The sequence below is a fragment of the Streptomyces sp. NPDC048442 genome, from assembly GCF_040651475.1.
Lineage (GTDB): Bacteria > Actinomycetota > Actinomycetes > Streptomycetales > Streptomycetaceae > Streptomyces.
Genome location: NZ_JBEZKB010000024.1, coordinates 45,321 through 60,936, shown reverse-complemented (window position 1 = coordinate 60,936; position 15,616 = coordinate 45,321). Strand labels below are relative to the sequence as shown.

Annotated in this window: 14 protein-coding genes; 6 read left to right on the top strand and 8 right to left on the bottom strand. The window is 72.5% G+C overall.

Annotated elements, in window-relative coordinates; translation table 11 throughout:
• The first annotated feature begins 283 nt into the window (after positions 1 to 283).
• Positions 284 to 1,534 carry an amino acid deaminase/aldolase gene (locus AB0D18_RS29670; RefSeq protein WP_362425186.1) on the top strand — a complete coding sequence of 417 codons (1,251 nt, stop codon included), beginning with the start codon at positions 284 to 286 and terminating at the stop codon, positions 1,532 to 1,534.
• 64 nt (positions 1,535 to 1,598) lie between these two features.
• On the opposite strand, the gene AB0D18_RS29665 is transcribed toward AB0D18_RS29670, so the two are convergent.
• From AB0D18_RS29665 to AB0D18_RS29650, 4 genes are all read right to left on the bottom strand, one after another.
• Complete coding sequence (locus AB0D18_RS29665) at positions 1,599 to 2,591, bottom strand: DUF2510 domain-containing protein (RefSeq protein WP_362425183.1); 993 nt, start codon at positions 2,589 to 2,591, stop codon at positions 1,599 to 1,601.
• A 67-nt stretch (positions 2,592 to 2,658) separates the two neighbouring features.
• On the bottom strand, positions 2,659 to 3,444 hold the full coding sequence (locus AB0D18_RS29660) for a 3-oxoacyl-ACP reductase (RefSeq protein ID WP_362425181.1): 786 nt from the start codon (positions 3,442 to 3,444) through the stop codon (positions 2,659 to 2,661).
• A gap of 5 nt (positions 3,445 to 3,449) precedes the next feature.
• Positions 3,450 to 4,802, bottom strand: a complete 1,353-nt coding sequence (locus tag AB0D18_RS29655; RefSeq protein WP_362425178.1) for an aldehyde dehydrogenase family protein — start codon at positions 4,800 to 4,802, stop codon at positions 3,450 to 3,452.
• Between the two features lie 204 nt (positions 4,803 to 5,006).
• Positions 5,007 to 6,371: a glutamine synthetase family protein gene (locus AB0D18_RS29650; RefSeq protein ID WP_362425447.1), complete on the bottom strand. Its 1,365-nt coding sequence runs from the start codon at positions 6,369 to 6,371 to the stop codon at positions 5,007 to 5,009.
• Positions 6,372 to 6,469: 98 nt separating this feature from the next.
• Here AB0D18_RS29650 and AB0D18_RS29645 point away from each other — a divergent pair, with 98 nt between their 5' ends.
• The 3 genes from AB0D18_RS29645 (at position 6,470) to AB0D18_RS29635 (ending at position 9,605) form a co-directional block, all read left to right on the top strand.
• The gene (locus AB0D18_RS29645; RefSeq protein WP_362425175.1) at positions 6,470 to 7,195 is read left to right on the top strand and encodes an FCD domain-containing protein; all 726 of its coding nucleotides are present in this window, start codon (positions 6,470 to 6,472) and stop codon (positions 7,193 to 7,195) included.
• Positions 7,196 to 7,338: 143 nt separating this feature from the next.
• Entirely contained in the window at positions 7,339 to 8,820 is a 1,482-nt protein-coding gene (gene eat, locus AB0D18_RS29640; protein WP_362425172.1) for an ethanolamine permease, read from the top strand.
• A 32-nt stretch (positions 8,821 to 8,852) separates the two neighbouring features.
• The gene (locus AB0D18_RS29635) at positions 8,853 to 9,605 is read left to right on the top strand and encodes a gamma-glutamyl-gamma-aminobutyrate hydrolase family protein (protein WP_362425169.1); all 753 of its coding nucleotides are present in this window, start codon (positions 8,853 to 8,855) and stop codon (positions 9,603 to 9,605) included.
• 6 nt (positions 9,606 to 9,611) lie between these two features.
• Here AB0D18_RS29635 and AB0D18_RS29630 read toward each other — a convergent pair whose 3' ends face one another.
• Positions 9,612 to 10,250, bottom strand: coding sequence for a hypothetical protein (locus AB0D18_RS29630; RefSeq protein WP_362425166.1), 639 nt, complete (start codon positions 10,248 to 10,250; stop codon positions 9,612 to 9,614).
• A gap of 262 nt (positions 10,251 to 10,512) precedes the next feature.
• On the opposite strand from AB0D18_RS29630, the gene AB0D18_RS29625 reads away from it, so the two are divergent.
• Positions 10,513 to 12,018 (top strand): SDR family oxidoreductase, encoded by a 1,506-nt coding sequence (locus AB0D18_RS29625; RefSeq protein ID WP_362425444.1) that lies wholly within the window; start codon positions 10,513 to 10,515, stop codon positions 12,016 to 12,018.
• A gap of 211 nt (positions 12,019 to 12,229) precedes the next feature.
• Here the strand turns inward: AB0D18_RS29625 and AB0D18_RS29620 are convergent, their stop codons facing one another.
• Both AB0D18_RS29620 and AB0D18_RS29615 read right to left on the bottom strand, forming a co-directional pair.
• Entirely contained in the window at positions 12,230 to 12,586 is a 357-nt protein-coding gene (locus AB0D18_RS29620) for a hypothetical protein (RefSeq protein ID WP_362425163.1), read from the bottom strand.
• 198 nt (positions 12,587 to 12,784) lie between these two features.
• Positions 12,785 to 13,711 (bottom strand): LysR family transcriptional regulator, encoded by a 927-nt coding sequence (locus tag AB0D18_RS29615; RefSeq protein WP_362425160.1) that lies wholly within the window; start codon positions 13,709 to 13,711, stop codon positions 12,785 to 12,787.
• Between the two features lie 70 nt (positions 13,712 to 13,781).
• Here AB0D18_RS29615 and AB0D18_RS29610 point away from each other — a divergent pair, with 70 nt between their 5' ends.
• Positions 13,782 to 14,912, top strand: a complete 1,131-nt coding sequence (locus tag AB0D18_RS29610) for a TDT family transporter (protein ID WP_362425157.1) — start codon at positions 13,782 to 13,784, stop codon at positions 14,910 to 14,912.
• Here the strand turns inward: AB0D18_RS29610 and AB0D18_RS29605 are convergent.
• A complete protein-coding gene (locus AB0D18_RS29605; protein ID WP_362425154.1) occupies positions 14,881 to 15,609 on the bottom strand; it encodes a helical backbone metal receptor in 729 nt (242 codons plus the stop codon). The genes AB0D18_RS29610 and AB0D18_RS29605 overlap by 32 nt on opposite strands.
• Between the last annotated feature and the right edge of the window lie 7 nt (positions 15,610 to 15,616).

Here is a 15,616-nt window from a genome sequence, read left to right as displayed (position 1 = left end):
GTAAGGGGGGAAAGGAGGGCGGGGTGGGGTGACGGGGTGGTGTGGTTCGGTGGTCATCCCGGCCCCCAGGTCCGTCTGTTGTCGTACTCCCGGCTTGTGCCACTCGGCAGCCCCGTCACCCGGGCTGCCAGCGGGATTCCGTCACTCTACGGGCTGGTCGGGCCGCGATGGGAACCGATGTGCGGCGTGGGGAGGATCTGACCGGATCGTCCCCGGGAGTCTCGCCGGGGGAACAGTCGGCCGGGGCCTACCGGGTGGTATTCCACTCTGGCAAGCTGCGCCCATGACTCCCCGTGTGACTCCCCGTGTAACTCCTCGTGCAGTTGCCCGCACGGCTCCCCGAGCCGACGACCGTGCCCGTTACGACCGGGCGACCGCGCATCTCGACGGGCCGCTGGCCGTCGTCGATGTGGAAGCGTTCGACGACAATGCCGCCGATCTCGTCCGTCGGGCGGGCGGCAAGCCCGTACGGGTGGCGAGCAAGTCGGTGCGATGCCGGGCGCTGCTGGAGCGCGTGCTGGCGAAGGACGGTTTCGCCGGGGTGATGTCGTACACCCTGGCCGAGTCGCTGTGGCTGGCGCGGTCCGGGTTCGAGGACGTACTGCTCGCCTATCCGTCCGCCGACCGGGCTGCGTACGCGGAGCTGGCCGCCGATCCGAAACTGGCCGCGGCCGTGACGGTGATGGTGGACGACCCCGCGCAGCTGGAGCTGATCGAGCGGGCGCGCAACGGCGGGACGGAGGAGATCCGGGTCTGTCTGGAGCTGGACACCTCGCTGCGGATGCTCGGCGGGCGGGTGCGGATAGGGGCGCTGCGTTCGCCGCTGCGCGAGCCCGCGCAACTCGCCGAGCTGGCCAGGTCGATCGACCGGCGGCCCGGATTCCGGCTGGTGGGGATCATGGCGTACGAGGGCCATGTCGCCGGCGTCGGCGACTCGATCGCCGGACGGCCGGTGCGCTCGCGGATGGTGCGTGCGATGCAGGGTGCGGCGCGCCGGGAGCTGGCGGTGCGGCGGGCGGCCGTCGTACGGGCGGTCAGGTCGGTCGTACCCGACCTGGAGTTCGTGAACGGCGGCGGCACCGGGAGCGTGGAGAGCACCGTCGCGGAGGACGCCGTGACCGAGGTGGCGGCCGGGTCGGGGCTCTATGTGCCGCGGCTGTTCGACAACTACCGGTCGTTCAGCGGGCGTCCGGCCGCCCTCTTCGCGCTGCCGGTCGTACGGCGCCCGGGGGTCGGGGTCGTGACGGTGCTCGGCGGCGGGTACCCCGCGTCGGGCGCCGCGGGGCCCGACCGCTCCCCCGTGCCGTACCTGCCCGAGGGGCTGCGGTACGACGCGCAGGAGGGGGCGGGCGAGGTGCAGACGCCGCTGCTCGGGGCCGCCGCTGACGATCTGCTCATCGGCGACAAGGTGTGGTTCCGGCATGCCAAGGCGGGCGAACTGTGCGAGCGGTTCGCCCGGTTGCAGCTGATCGAGGGCGACCGGGTGACGGACACCGCGGCGACGTACCGGGGCGAGGGACACACTTTCCTGTGAGGCCCCCGCTTCCGGCAGGGTTCCGCTTCCGGGCACGGCGCCCGCCCGGGACGGGTCGCAGGGGTCACGTCGTGTTGCGGATGCCCTGGGTGATCTGGTCCATGCCGGCGAGCGGCGGACCGCCGGGGCCCCCGTCGAAGCTGAAGCGGACCAGGACGATCGACCCTCCGCCCAGGCTGCTGGGGAAGGCGAGGGACTGGACGTGACCGCCGGCCCCCTTGCCGGTGACGACCTTCCAGCGGACCAGGTAGCCCTGCTTGCCCGCGACCGTGACGGCCTCGGACTTGACCTCCGTGTGGGACTTCACGCCGCCGTACTTCTGACGGCCGAGGGTGTCCCGGCCGTACGCGAGGTCCGTGGCCTTGGCGATGTCGGCCTTGGCGACGGCCTCCGCGGTCGTCTGGTCGGCGGGTGCGGTGCGCGAGGTGACCGTGCCGTGGTGGCAGTAGCCGCCGTCGGCGGGGCAGTCGTACGTCTCCTTGGTCTGCATGGTGGCGGCTTCGCGGTCGCCGCCGAACTCGGGCTTCTCCCAGCCTTCGAGGATCGGAAGCGTGATGCCGTTCAACTGGTCCGGGAGGGTGCTGGCGTCACCGGCCGGGGGCGAGGCGGGCGGCGGGGTGGGCAGGGTCTTCCCGCCGCCGGGGACTTCGCCGGAGGAGGACGAGGTGGGCGCCGCGACCGGGGGCTCGGGGTCGCCGTCCTTGCCGAGGACGACGACGCCGGTGATGATCGCGGCGACCAGGACGACTCCGGCGGTGACGACCGCGATGAGCGCGCTCTTGCTGAGCCCGCCGCCTGAGCCGCCTCCGGCGGGGGGTGCCTGCGGGGGCGGCGGGGTGCCGTACTGCTGCTGCGGGGCGGCGCCCGGATATCCGTAGCCCTGCTGCGGCGGCTGCGGCTGGCCGAACTGCGGGGCCTGCTGCGGTGCGGGCGCCGGGGGTTGCTGGGGCTGGCCGGGGGCGCGGGTGTGCGCGCTCCAGGCGTTGCCGTCCCACCAGCGTTCCTGGGTGGGGGCGCTGGGGTCCTGGTACCAGCCGGGCGGAGTCGTCATGCTCATGCGGCTCACCTTAAGGGGCGGGCCCCGGAGGTCCGGGGCCCGTCCGGCAGGCAGACCTGGAGCGGCCCTAGAGCGGCGTCACGTATGCGCCCGAGATGCCGCCGTCGACCAGAAAGTCCGTCGCGTTGACGAAGGACGAGTCGTCGCTGGCGAGGAAGGCGACGGCCGCCGCGATCTCGGTCGCCTCGGCGAACCGGCCGAGCGGGATGTGGACCAGCCGGCGGGCCGCCCGCTCCGGGTCGGAGGCGAACAGTTCCTGCAGGAGCGGGGTGTTGACCGGCCCCGGGCAGAGCGCGTTGACGCGGATGCCCTCCCGGGCGAACTGCACGCCCAGCTCGCGCGACATGGCGAGGACGCCTCCCTTGGAGGCGGTGTACGAGATCTGCGAGGTCGCGGCGCCCATGATCGCCACGAAGGACGCGGTGTTGATGATCGAGCCGCGGCCCTGGCGCTGCATGTACGGGAGGGCGGCCTTGCAGCAGAGGTAGACGGAGGTGAGGTTGACGTCCTGGACGCGCTTCCAGGCCTCCAGGCCCGTGGTGAGGATGGAGTCGTCCTCGGGCGGGCTGATGCCGGCGTTGTTGAAGGCGATGTCGACGCTGCCGTAGGTGTCGTACGCGGCCTTGAAGAGCGCGTCGACCTGTTCGGCGTCGGTGACGTCGACCTTGACGAAGGTGCCGCCGACGGCCTCGGCGGCGGCCTTGCCCGCGGTCTCGTCGATGTCGCCGCAGACGACGTTCGCGCCCTCGGAGGCGAGGCGGAGGGCGGCGGCGAGGCCGATGCCGCTGCCTGCTCCGGTGATGACGGCGGTACGGCCGACGAGGCGGCGGCAGACGATTTCTTCAGTGGTCATGTGGTTCAGGCCTCCGTGCTGATGAAGACGTTCTTGGTTTCGGTGAAAGCGGTGAGGGCGTCGGGGCCGAGTTCGCGGCCCAGGCCCGACTGGCGGTAGCCGCCGAAGGGGGTCCAGTAGCGGACGCTGCTGTGGGAGTTGACGGCGAGGTTGCCCGCGCGGACGGCCTGCGAGACGCGCAGCGCGCGGCCCACGTCGCGGGTCCAGACGGATCCGGCGAGCCCGTAGTCGGTGGCGTTGGCGAGGCGGATCGCGTCGGCCTCGTCGTCGAAGGGGAGGACGACGGCGACGGGGCCGAAGATCTCCTCCATGGCGGCGGGCGCGTCGGGGCCGAGGCCGGTGAGGACGGTCGGCGGGAACCAGAACCCGGGGCCCTCGGGGGCGCTGCCCCGGATCGCCTGCGCGCCCTCGGGAACGTACGAACGCACCCTGTCCAGCTGGGACTTGGAGATCAGCGGACCCATCTGGGTCTTCTCGTCGGAGGGGTCGCCGACGACGATCGACTCGATGGCGGGGCCGAGGAGTTCGAGGAAGCGGTCGTGGACGCTGCGCTCGACGAGGATGCGGGTGCGGGCGCAGCAGTCCTGGCCGGAGTTGTCGAGGAACGACATGGGGGTGGCGGCGACGGCGGCTTCGAGGTCGGCGTCCGCGAAGACGATGTTGGGGCTCTTGCCGCCGAGTTCGAGGGTGACGCGCTTCACGCGCTCCGCGCATTTGGCCATGATCTGTTTGCCGACACGGGTGGAGCCGGTGAAGACGATCTTGGCGACGTCTGGGTGTTCGACGAGCGCGTTGCCCGCGACGGCGCCCTCGCCCGGGAGGACCTGGAAGAGGTGCTCGGGAAGGCCTGATTCCAGGGCGAGTTCGGCGAGGCGCAGCGCGGTGAGGGGGGTGGTCTCGGCGGGCTTGAGGATCACCGCGTTGCCGGCGGCGAGTGCGGGGGCGGTGGCCCAGGCGGCGATCGGCATGGGGAAGTTCCACGGCGCGATCACGCCGATGACTCCGAGGGGTTCGAGGATGGTGACGTCGAGGCCGCCGGGGACGGGGATCTGGCGGCCGTTGAGGCGCTCCGCTCCGCCGGCCGCGTAGTCGAGGAGGTCACGGACGTTGCCCGCCTCCCAGCGGGCATTGCCGAGGGTGTGGCCGGCCTCCCGCACCTCCAGCTGCGCGAGTTCCTCGATGTGCTGGTCGACGGTGACGGCGAAGCGGCGGAGGTGGCGGGCGCGGTCGGCGGGGGGTGCGGCGGCCCAGGTGCGTTGCGCCTCGACGGCACGGATGACGGCAGCGTCGACGTCGGCGGGGCTTACGGCGGGGACGGTGGCGATGACTTCTTCGGTGGCCGGGTTCAGGATCTGCAAGGGGGTGGCTTCCTTACGGGGGGCGAGGTGGGGGCGGTGTCGGGGTGGGCGGTCGGAGGGCGGGGCTCCGCGTGGGGCCGCCCAAGGAGGCTCGGGGTCAGCGGGCTGAGGGGCAGGCATTTAGGGGCGCGGGGAACTGCGCGACCAGCCACGACGCACCCGCACGTAATCCCCACGCACAGCGGCCGCCCACGACGCCCCGACTCACATCCGCTCGAAGGAGCGCCGAAGCTCCCAGTCCGTGACCGCCGCGTCGAAGGCCCGCAGCTCCACCCGCGCCATGTTCGCGTAATGCGCCACCACCTCGTCGCCGAAAGCGCCCCGGGCAATGGGGCTGGCGGACCACAATTCGGCCGCCTCACGCAACGTGCCCGGCACATGCTCGTAGTCGCCGGTGTACGCGTTCCCCGTACAGGGCTCGGGAAGTTCGAGCTTCTGCTCGATCCCGTGCAGCCCCGCGGCGATCAGGGCCGCGACCGCGAGGTAGGGGTTGACGTCGCCACCTGGCAGCCGGTTCTCGAAGCGCATCGAGGGCCCGTGGCCGACGACGCGCAGCGAGCAGGTGCGGTTGTCGTGGCCCCAGGCGACGGCGGTCGGGGCGAACGAGCCCGGCTGGAAGCGTTTGTACGAGTTGATGTTGGGGGCGTAGAGGAGGGAGAAGTCGCGGAGGGCGGCGAGCTGTCCGGCGAGGAAGTGCCGCATCAGCGGGGACATGCCGTCGGGGTCGTCGCTCGCCATGACGCTCTGGTTGTCCGCGTCGCGCAGCGAGAGGTGGATGTGGCAGGAGTTGCCCTCGCGCTCGTTGTACTTCGCCATGAAGGTGAGCGAGACGCCCTCCTGCGCGGCGATCTCCTTGGCGCCGTTCTTGTAGAGGGCGTGCTGGTCGCAGGTGGTGAGGGCCTCGTCGTACTTGAAGGCGATCTCGTGCTGGCCCGGGTTGCACTCGCCCTTGGCCGACTCGACGGTCAGCCCTGCGGCGGCCATCTCGTTGCGGATGCGGCGCAGCAGGGGCTCGACGCGGCCGGTGCCGAGGATGGAGTAGTCGACGTTGTACTGGTTGACCGGGGTCAGTTCGCGGTAGTTGGCGTCCCAGGCCTGCTCGTAGGTGTCCTTGAAGACGATGAATTCGAGCTCGGTGCCCGCGTGGGCGGTGAACCCGAGCTCGGCGAGGCGCTCCAGCTGGCGGCGGAGTATCTGCCGGGGTGCGGCGACGACGGGTGAGCCGTCGTGCCACAGCAGGTCGGCCATCAGCAGGGCGGTGCCGTCGTTCCAGGGCACGCGGCGCAGGGTGGCGAGGTCGGGGCGCATGGCGAAGTCGCCGTAACCGCTGTCCCAGGAGGACATGGCGTAGCCGTCGACGGTGTTGAGGTCGACATCGACGGCGAGGAGGTAGTTGCAGCCCTCCGCGCCGTTGGTCAGTACGTCGTCCAGGAAGAACGGGGCGGCGAACCGCTTGCCCGTCAATCGTCCCTGCATGTCGGGGAAGGCCAGGACGACGGTGTCGATCTCGCCGTTCGCGACCAGTGCGCGCAGCTCTTCGAGCGGGAGCGGGGGTGTGCGGTCGGACAACAAGCCTGGCTGTTCTGCCACGGGAAAGTACCTCCTGCGTCGGCCGGGAGCCCTAAGGTATGACTCAAGACCATTGATTGGGAAGGGGGTTCGGGAACGTGTCGGACGACGTGGGGGCGAGAAGGCTGACGTCCGTGCTGCGCCCCGTGCGGGCGGGGAACGGTTTCGAGGAAGCACTGGAGCAGGTGTTGCAGGTGCTGCGGCTGGGGCTCGTACCGGCGGGTGAACGGCTGCCCGCCGAGCGCGAGTTGGCCGAGCGGCTGCGGATAAGCCGGGTCACGCTGCGCGAGGTGCTGAAGGTGCTCCAGGACCAGGGGCTGGTGGAGAGCAGGCGCGGACGGTACGGGGGGACGTTCGTCTGCCCTCGTCCAAAGAGCCCCGGCGAGAGCGAGCTGCGGCGCAGGGTCGCCGCGCTGGACGTGGAGGACGCGCTGAGGTTCCGGGAGGTCCTGGAGGTGGGGGCGGCCGGGCTCTGTGCCGGGGAGGGCCTGGCGGGCGCGGACGCGGACCGGCTGCGCGCCGCCCTGACCGCGACACACGACGCGCCGCTCACCGACTACCGGCGCCTGGACACCCTGCTGCACCTGACCCTGGCGGAGCTGTCCGGGTCGCCGAGACTGGCCGCCCAGTACGCCGCCGTACGGGCCGAGGTGAACGAACTGCTGGACTGCATCCCGCTGCTGGTGCGCAACCTGGAGCACTCGCAGGCACAGCACACCTCGCTCGTCGAGGCCGTACTCGAAGGGGATGCGGAGGCGGCGCGCGAGGTGATGCGGGAGCACTGCTCGGGGACGGCGGCGCTGCTGCGGGGATTCCTGGTATGACCGCGGGGAAGCAACTCCCGAATGCAACTCCGGAAGTAACTCCGGAAGTAACTCCCCTGTAATGACTCGGGGGTTGCGCACTCACCACTCCGGCCGCAATGGTGTGGGACCACACCATTGCCAGGCGACGGCGGGAGCGGCCCATGGCCACGGAAGAGCGCAACGGCCCAGCGAGTCACGAAAGCCCAACGGGCCCGGAAATCAGGACGGGTCAGGCAGACACCGACTACCTCAAACGGCGCGCCCTGCGCCGCGGCAGCGCGGGCTGGCTGCTGCTCACCGGGCTCGGCGTCGCGTACGTCGTCTCGGGCGACTTCTCCGGCTGGAACGTCGGCCTCTCCAAGGGCGGCTTCGGCGGTCTCGCCATCGCCACCCTCCTGATGGGCGTGATGTACGCCTGCCTGGTCTTCGCCCTCGCCGAGCTGTCCGCCATCCTCCCCACCGCGGGCGGCGGCTACGGCTTCGCCCGGCGTGCGCTCGGCACCTGGGGCGGCTTCCTCACCGGCACCGCGATCCTCATCGAGTACATCCTCGCCCCGGCCGCGATCTCCATCTTCATCGGCGACTACGTCGAGTCGCTGAACCTCTTCGGTCTGACCTCCGGCTGGCCGGTCTACCTCGCCTGCTTCGTGATCTTCATAGGCATCCATCTGTGGGGTGTCGGCGAGGCGCTGCGCTTCAGCCTGGTCGTCACCGCCATCGCGGTCGCCGCGCTGCTGATCTTCGCGGTGGGGGCGTTCACCGAGTTCAGTGCGGACGGCCTCAATGACATCCCGGTGGACGAGGGCGCGTTCGGCGCGAACTCCTGGCTGCCGTTCGGGCTGATCGGGATCTGGTCGGCGTTCCCGTTCGGCATGTGGTTCTTCCTCGGTGTGGAGGGTGTGCCGCTGGCCGCCGAGGAGGCGAAGGACCCGGTGCGGTCGATGCCGCGCGCCCTGTCGATCTCGATGGGCATCCTGATCCTGCTCGCCATGCTGACGTTCTTCGCGGCGACCGGGGCGCGCGGCTCGGCCGCCGTGCAGGACGCGGGGAATCCGCTGGTCGTGGCGCTCCAGGGCGACGGCGGGGCGACCGGTCTCAGCCGGTTCGTGAACTACGCGGGTCTGGCCGGGCTCGTCGCGTCGTTCTTCTCGCTCATCTACGCCGGCTCCCGCCAGCTCTTCGCGCTGTCCCGGGCCGGCTACCTGCCCAAGTTCCTGTCCCTCACCAGCCGCCGCAAGGCGCCGTACCTCGGACTGCTGATACCGGGCGCGCTCGGTTTCGCGCTCGCCGCTTCGACCGGCAACGGCGCCAGGATGCTGAACATCGCGGTGTTCGGCGCGACCATCTCGTACGCCCTGATGGCGCTGTCGCACATCGTCCTGCGCCGCCGCGAGCCCGATCTCCCGCGCCCGTACCGCACACCCGGCGGCATCGCCACGTCGTCGACGGCCTTCGTGCTGGCGCTGTTCGCGCTGGTGGCGACGTTCCTGGTGGACAAGACGGCGGCGCTCACCGCGCTCGTCGTGTACGGCGTCGCACTCGCCTACTTCGCCCTCTACTCTCGGCACCATCTGGTCGCGTCCGCACCGGAGGAGGAGTTCGCGGCGCTCGCCGCAGCCGAGGCCGAACTCGACCGCAAGTAGCTCTCACCACCGCACAATGGGAGGATCCGCCCGTGTCCCGCAAGCCCCTCGTCGGCGTCAGCACGTATCTGGAGCAGTCCGTGAGGTGGGGTGTCTGGGAGCTCCCGGCCGCCCTGGTCCCGGCGGGCTATCCGCGGCTCGTGCAGGCGTCGGGCGGCAGTGCCGTCCTGCTCCCGCCCGACGATCCGGCGTACGCGGCACAGGTCGTGGCCCGTCTCGACGCCCTGGTGATCGCGGGCGGGCCCGACGTCGAGCCCGTGCGGTACGGGGCGGAGCGCGACCCGCGCACCGGGCCGCCCGCCGGCCGGCGGGACGCCTGGGAACTCGCCCTGATCCGGGCGGCGCTGGACGACGGCACCCCACTGCTGGGCATCTGCCGGGGCATGCAGCTGCTGAACGTCGCGCTCGGCGGCACCCTCGTCCAGCACCTCGACGGGCACACCCGGGCGGTCGGCACCTTCGGGGAGCACCCGGTGACACCGGTGCCGGGCACCCGCTACGCGGCGGTCGTGCCGGGCCCCGACACTGTCCCCACGTACCACCACCAGGCCGTGGACCGGCTCGGCGACGGCCTGGTGGTGTCGGCGTACGCGGCGGACGGCACCGTGGAGGCCGTCGAACTCCCGGGCGCCACCTGGGCGTTGGGCGTCCAGTGGCATCCGGAGATGGGCCGGGACCTGCGGGTGATGCAGGCCCTGGTCGCGGCCGCCGCGGCACGGGGTGCGCAAGCCGCACCGGTCCCGGTGGCGGCTGCCGCGTCCGTGCCCGCCGTCAGGCGCCCCTGAACTCCGTCAGGCGCCCTTGAACTTCCAGACGTAGGGCTCCTTGGAGTCCTCGTCGGCTGCCCAGTGGACCTCGATCTCCTTGGCGCCGACCGGGACCATGTAGGTCTGGCAGAAGGTGTGGCTCTGGCCCTGGGCCCAGTTCTCCACGTCGCCGTCGTCCTCGCAGCCCTTGGCGTCCTCGGAGGCTCCGATCAGGAGGCCGCCGCGGGCGCCGTCGGCGTAGACCTCGACGTTGTCGGCGACGTCCGGGTAGGACCCGACGGGCTTGCCGCCCTTGTGGGTGTACTTCACATGGGCGACGACGGGCACCAGGCCCTTGGCCTTCGCCGGGTCGTCGATCATCTTCTTGGCGTCGGCCTCGGTGCCGACGTCGGCCTTCTGCGCGGCGATCTCGTACGTGACCTGGCCGGCCTCCTTCTCCTTGAAGGGGCTGGTCACGGACTCGCCGGCGGCCAGCTCCTTCTTGCCCGCGGCCTCGCCCGCGCCGTCGGCCGGGGGCTTCGCCGCGCCTGTGGTCTCCTTGGCCGCTCCGGCACCTCCCTTGGCACCCTCGGCCTTGTCGTCCCCGTTGCAGCCGGTCAGGGCGAGCGCCAGGACGGCGACGGGGACGGCGGCACGCAGAGCGAGCTTCTTCCGGTGGGACACGCGATCTCCTCGACAGGTGGCAGTGAAGGCGCCCGTACTGGAACCGGGCACCGCGCACGCACCTTACGAAGCGCCGCGCACCTCTCCCGCCGCACCCCCGGTCACTGTCCGCATCTCACCGGGCACCCACCGCGCCCTCACCCGATGGTTTCGCTCTCCTCACCCGCTCTCCCCCATCCGGCGGCCCCGGCGCTCCGCATGCCGGGCAGGGCCCGTGGTGGAAGGGTGGCCGGTGGCGGATGACGCAGTGCGGAAGGCGACAGTGCGGACGGCGACAGGGCCGACGACAGAAGGAGGCGGCCGGGTGCGGTGTCTGGTGACCGGAGCAAGCGGATACATCGGCGGGCGGCTGGTGCCCGAGCTGCTGGACGCCGGCCACGAGGTGCGCGCTCTGGCGCGCACGCCCGCGAAACTGCGGGACTTCCCGTGGTCGGCGCAGGTGGAGACGGTACGGGGAGACGTGCTGGACCCGGAGTCGACGGGGCGCGCCATGGCCGGGGTGGACGTCGCGTACTACCTGGTGCACGCGCTCGGCACCGGCAGGGGCTTCGAGAAGACCGACCGCGAGGCGGCCAGGATCTTCGGTGAGCAGGCGCGGCTCGCCGGAGTGCGGCGGATCGTCTACCTCGGCGGTCTGACGCCCGCGGGGGTTCCCGAACGCGCACTCTCGCCGCATCTGCGCTCGCGCGCCGAGGTCGGCCGGATCCTGCTGGAGTCCGGGGTGCCGACGGCGGTGCTGCGCGCTGCGGTGATCATCGGTTCGGGCTCGGCGTCGTTCGAGATGCTGCGGTACCTGACCGAGCGGCTGCCGCTGATGGTCACCCCGAGCTGGGTGCGCACCCGGATCCAGCCGGTCGCCGTGCGGGACGTGCTGCGGCTGCTGGTCGGCTGCGCGGAGCTGCCCGCCGACGTGAGCCGGACCTTCGACGTGGGCGGGCCCGACGTCCTCACGTACCGCGACATGATGCAGCGGTACGCACGGGTGGCGGGCCTGCCGCGGCGGCTGATCCTGCCCGTGCCGGTGCTCACGCCGCGCCTGTCCAGCCGCTGGGTGGGGCTCGTGACGCCGGTGCCCGCGTCGATCGCCCGGCCGCTGTCGGAGTCGCTGCGGCACGAGGTGGTGTGCGCGGAGCACGACATCGAGGAGTACGTGCCCGGACCGCCGGGTGCTCCGATCGGCTTCGAGCGCGCGGTGGAGCTGGCGCTGCGCAGGGTGCAGGAGGCGGACGTGACCACCCGGTGGTCGTCGGCCTCGGCCCCTGGCGCGCCGAGCGATCCGCTGCCCACCGACCCGGACTGGGCCGGCGGCAGCCTGTACACGGACGAACGTGAGCAGGTCGTGGAGACGTCGCCCGAGCGGCTGTGGCGGGTGGTGGAGGGCATCGGCGGCGAGAACGGCTGGTACTCCTTCCCCCTGGCCTGGGCGGTGCGCGGCTGGCTGGACCGTCTCGTCGGCGGAGTCGGCCTGCGCCGCGGGCGGCGCGACGGGGCGCGGCTGCGGGTCGGGGACTCACTGGACTTCTGGCGGGTCGAGGAGATCGAGCCGGGGCGGCTGCTGCGGCTGCGCGCCGAGATGCGGGTGCCGGGTCTCGCCTGGCTGGAGCTGGGCGTGGAACAGGACGACGAGGGCCGTACGGTCTACCGGCAGCGGGCGCTGTTCCACCCGCGCGGTCTCGCCGGGCACGCGTACTGGTGGAGCGTGGCGCCGTTCCACGGAGTGGTGTTCGGCGGAATGGCCCGCAACGTCGCGAAGGCCGCGACGGCGTGAAGGTGCGGGTGACTCCGAGCGCCTGAGCCGGCCTGCAGCAGCGGGCAGCGCCGCGAGCGCACGAGCGGCGTGGCGGCCGCGACCGCACGAGCGGCGGCCGCGACCGCCTGACGTGTCCTGTCGTGTCACCGACACGGCGTCAGGTCCGGCCGCGGCGTACCGCCGTCGCCGCGCGCAGGGGTTCCACCGGCCCGCGCGGGGGTGCCGCTGTTCAGAGCCTCGTGCCCGCGAGGAGCTTCGTCAGGGGGCCGTGGCTGTGCTGCTCGACCCTGCGGCCGACGGCGTAGGAGACGGCGCCGACGGCGACCACTCCGGCGCCCGCCCCGGCGACGATCGCCTTGCGGTTCTGCAGGAGAGTCCAGGCGGTGGCCGCCGTGGAGACGACCTTCCCCGAAGCGGACTCCAGGGCCTGCTTGCCGGCCTCGACACCCTTGAGCCCGGCCGACGTCGCCGTCTGTGCGGCGGCGCCCGCCCGGTCGGTGGCGCCCTTGGCCTGGTCGGTGGCGCTCGCGGCGGCCTTCTTGGCCTCGGCGGCGGTGGACTTGGCGTTCGTGTTCTGTGCAGTCATGACCATCGGGTAACCGTTCGCCGGACCGGCAAACGGCGGGGGCGCCACTCAGAGCGAATCCTGCACGCTCCGAGCGCCAGGGGACCAGGGGGCCAAGGGGCAGGCATCCAGGGGCGCGGGGAACTGCGCGACCAGCCACGACGCACCCGCACGACGACCACCGGCCCGCATGATCCCCGCTCCACCACCAGGCACCCCCTACCCCCTCCGAGTAAGCGCCAGCAAATCCCTCCCCGGCCCCGCCGGCCCCGGCCCCGTGGGCCACACCGCGCGCAGGTCGCGCCTCAGCACCACCCCCGCCACCTCCACCTCCACCAGCCGCCGCGACGCCACCTCCTCCCCCACCGCCAGCTCACTCAGCACGCTCGGCCCCGCCCCGCTCACCGCCGCCGCCTTCACGGCAGTCGTGGAGGACAGTTCAAGGAGCGGTTCCGCCAACCCCCCGTACGGGGCCAGCGCCGCGTCGAGCACCTGCCTGGTCCCCGACCCCTCCTCGCGCAGGATGAGCGACGTGGCCGCGAGTTCCGCAGCGCCCAGGGAACGTCCACGCCGCGCCCACGGATGCCCCGGCGCCGCCACCACTATCAGCCGGTCGTGCCCGATCACCACCCCGTCGAGCCCCTCCGGCACCGCGAGCCCCTCCACGAACCCCAGGTCCGCCGCCCCCTCCAGCAACTGCCGTGCGACCGCAGCCGAGTTGCCCGCCAGCAGCGACACGGCCGTGCCGGGCCGCTCCGCCTGCAGGGCGACCAGCCAGCCCGGCAGCAGGTACTCCGCGATCGTCATGCTCGCCGCCACCCGCAGCCGCGAGTCCCGCTGTCCGCGCAGCGCCCGCGCGCCCGCGTCGAACGCCTCCGCCGCCTCGACGATCCGCCCCGCCCAGTCCGTCACCAGCGCCCCGGCCGCCGTCAGCCGCGACCCGCGCGGCGAGCGCTCCACCAGCGTCACCCCGAGCTGCCGCTCCATCGACCGGATCCGGCCGCTCGCCGCGGGCTGCGAGATGCCCCGTTCCCGGGCGGCCCGCCCGAGGCTCCCGAGCCGGGCGACGGCGAGGAGCAGCTCCAGCGCCGCCAGGTCGGGGACACGGTGCGACAGCTGTACGGGTACCGGCGACTCGGGGCTCATAACCCCAGCTTATGTGCCCATAGAGGCAAACTCCCTGGTGGGGACGGTCCCCGGGGCCGACGCTGGATACATGGCCACCACCGCACAACCCCTCACCCGCTTCCAGGCGCCCGCCACCTCCCCCGCTTCTCCCCCCTCCCCCGTGCGCCACCTCGGCCCCAACTGGTACGCCACCGTCATGGGCACCGCGATCCTGGCCACCGCCGGTACTGCCCTCCCGTACCGCTCCCCCGTCCTGCACACCGCGCTGACCGGCGCCTGGGCACTCGCCTGCGTCGTCCTGGTCACCCTCCTCCTGGCCCGCACCGCCCACTGGCGCCACCACCGCGACCAGGCCCGCGCGCACCTCCTCGACCCGGCGGTCGCGCCGTTCTACGGCTGTCTGGCGATGGCCGTGCTCGCCGTCGGCGGTTCGACCATGGCCGTCGGGCAGGACGTGCTCGGTCCGCACGCCGCGCTCGCCGTCGCGTCCACGCTGTGGGTGGCGGGCACCGTCCTTGGGCTGCTGGCCGCGCTGGTCGTCCCGTATCTGATGGTCGTACGGCACCGGATCGACGGTCCTGGCAGTGCGTCGCCCGTATGGCTGCTGCCGGTGGTGGCGCCCATGGTGTCGGCCGCGCTGGGGCCTCAGCTGATCCCTCACCTGCCCGAGGGACAGGTGCGGACGGCGATGCTGCTCGCCTGCTACGCCCTGTTCGGGCTGAGCCTGCTGGCCACCCTGCTCATCCTGCCGATGATCTTCGCCCGGCTGCTGGTGCACGGCCCGCTGCCGCTCGCTCTCACTCCCACCCTCTTCCTGGTGCTCGGCCCCCTCGGCCAGTCGACCACCGCCGTCAACCAGCTCGCGGACGTCGCACCCGGGGCGATAGGGGCGGCCTATGCCCACGGCTTCCAGGCCTTCGCCGTCGTCTACGGAGTCCCGGTGCTCGGCTTCGCCCTGCTGTGGCTGCTGCTGGCCGCCGCCCTGGTCGTACGGGCCGCCCGCGCGGGGATGCCGTTCGCGATGACCTGGTGGGGCCTCACCTTTCCCGTCGGTACGTGCGTGACGGGTGCGGCGGGCCTGGCCCGGCACACCGGGCTCGACGCCCTCGGGTGGCTGGCGACCGGGCTGTTCGTCCTGCTGGTGGCCGCGTGGGCGGTGACGGCCGTGCGTACCGTACGGGGCCTGTTCAGCGGTGCGCTGCTCGCAGCGCCGCGCTGAGTGCGGCCGGGGCGTCGGCGAGCGAGGGCCCGTACCAGGTGAGCATGCGTCCGTCGACGAGCGCGGCCGGGAGATCGGGGAAGGCTTCGGGCCCGTCGTCGGCGGTGAATCGGTAGGGCTCATTGGGGAGGACCACCAACTCGGCGCCGTCCGCGACCAGTTGCTCGATGCCGACCTTCGGGTAGCGGTCCTCGTGGGTGGCGTACACGTTCTCCACGCCGAGCCTGCGCAGCAGGTCCCCCGCGAAGGTGTCCCGGCCCAGCACCATCCAGGGCCGCCGCCAGACGGGCACGACGGCCCTGCGGACGGGCGCCGCGGGGGCCGTCACCGCGGCCCATGCCGCCTCGGCCGCGGTCAGCCACTGCGGGCGGCCGTCGACGCCGCACGCGCGCAGCACCCGTTCCAGTTCCGCGAAGGCCTGCTCCAGGGTGCGTACCTCGGTGACCAGGACTTCGGTGCCCGCCTCCCGCAGGGCGGCGAGGTCCGGCTCCCGGTTCTCCTCCTCGTTGGCGACGACGAGGTCGGGGCGCAGCGCGAGGACCGCCGGGACGTCGGGGTTCTTGGTGCCGCCGATACGTACGACACCGGGCCCGGGGTCCGCCGGGTGCGTGCACCAGTCGGTGACCCCGACCAGCGCACCCGGCACGGTGACGGCGATCGCCTCGGTCAGCGACGGCACCAACGAAACGACCCGCACCGCGACC

Bases quoted from the DNA above. Each gene is read 5' to 3' on its own strand.
- AB0D18_RS29665 (WP_362425183.1), bottom strand. From the start codon at position 2,591: ATGAGCATGACGACTCCGCCCGGCTGGTACCAGGACCCCAGCGCCCCC.
- AB0D18_RS29615 (WP_362425160.1), bottom strand. From the start codon at position 13,711: ATGAGCCCCGAGTCGCCGGTACCCGTACAGCTGTCGCACCGTGTCCCC.
- AB0D18_RS29620 (WP_362425163.1), bottom strand. From the start codon at position 12,586: ATGACTGCACAGAACACGAACGCCAAGTCCACCGCCGCCGAGGCCAAG.
- eat (WP_362425172.1), top strand. From the start codon at position 7,339: ATGGCCACGGAAGAGCGCAACGGCCCAGCGAGTCACGAAAGCCCAACG.
- AB0D18_RS29610 (WP_362425157.1), top strand. From the start codon at position 13,782: ATGGCCACCACCGCACAACCCCTCACCCGCTTCCAGGCGCCCGCCACC.
- AB0D18_RS29660 (WP_362425181.1), bottom strand. From the start codon at position 3,444: ATGACCACTGAAGAAATCGTCTGCCGCCGCCTCGTCGGCCGTACCGCC.
- AB0D18_RS29670 (WP_362425186.1), top strand. From the start codon at position 284: ATGACTCCCCGTGTGACTCCCCGTGTAACTCCTCGTGCAGTTGCCCGC.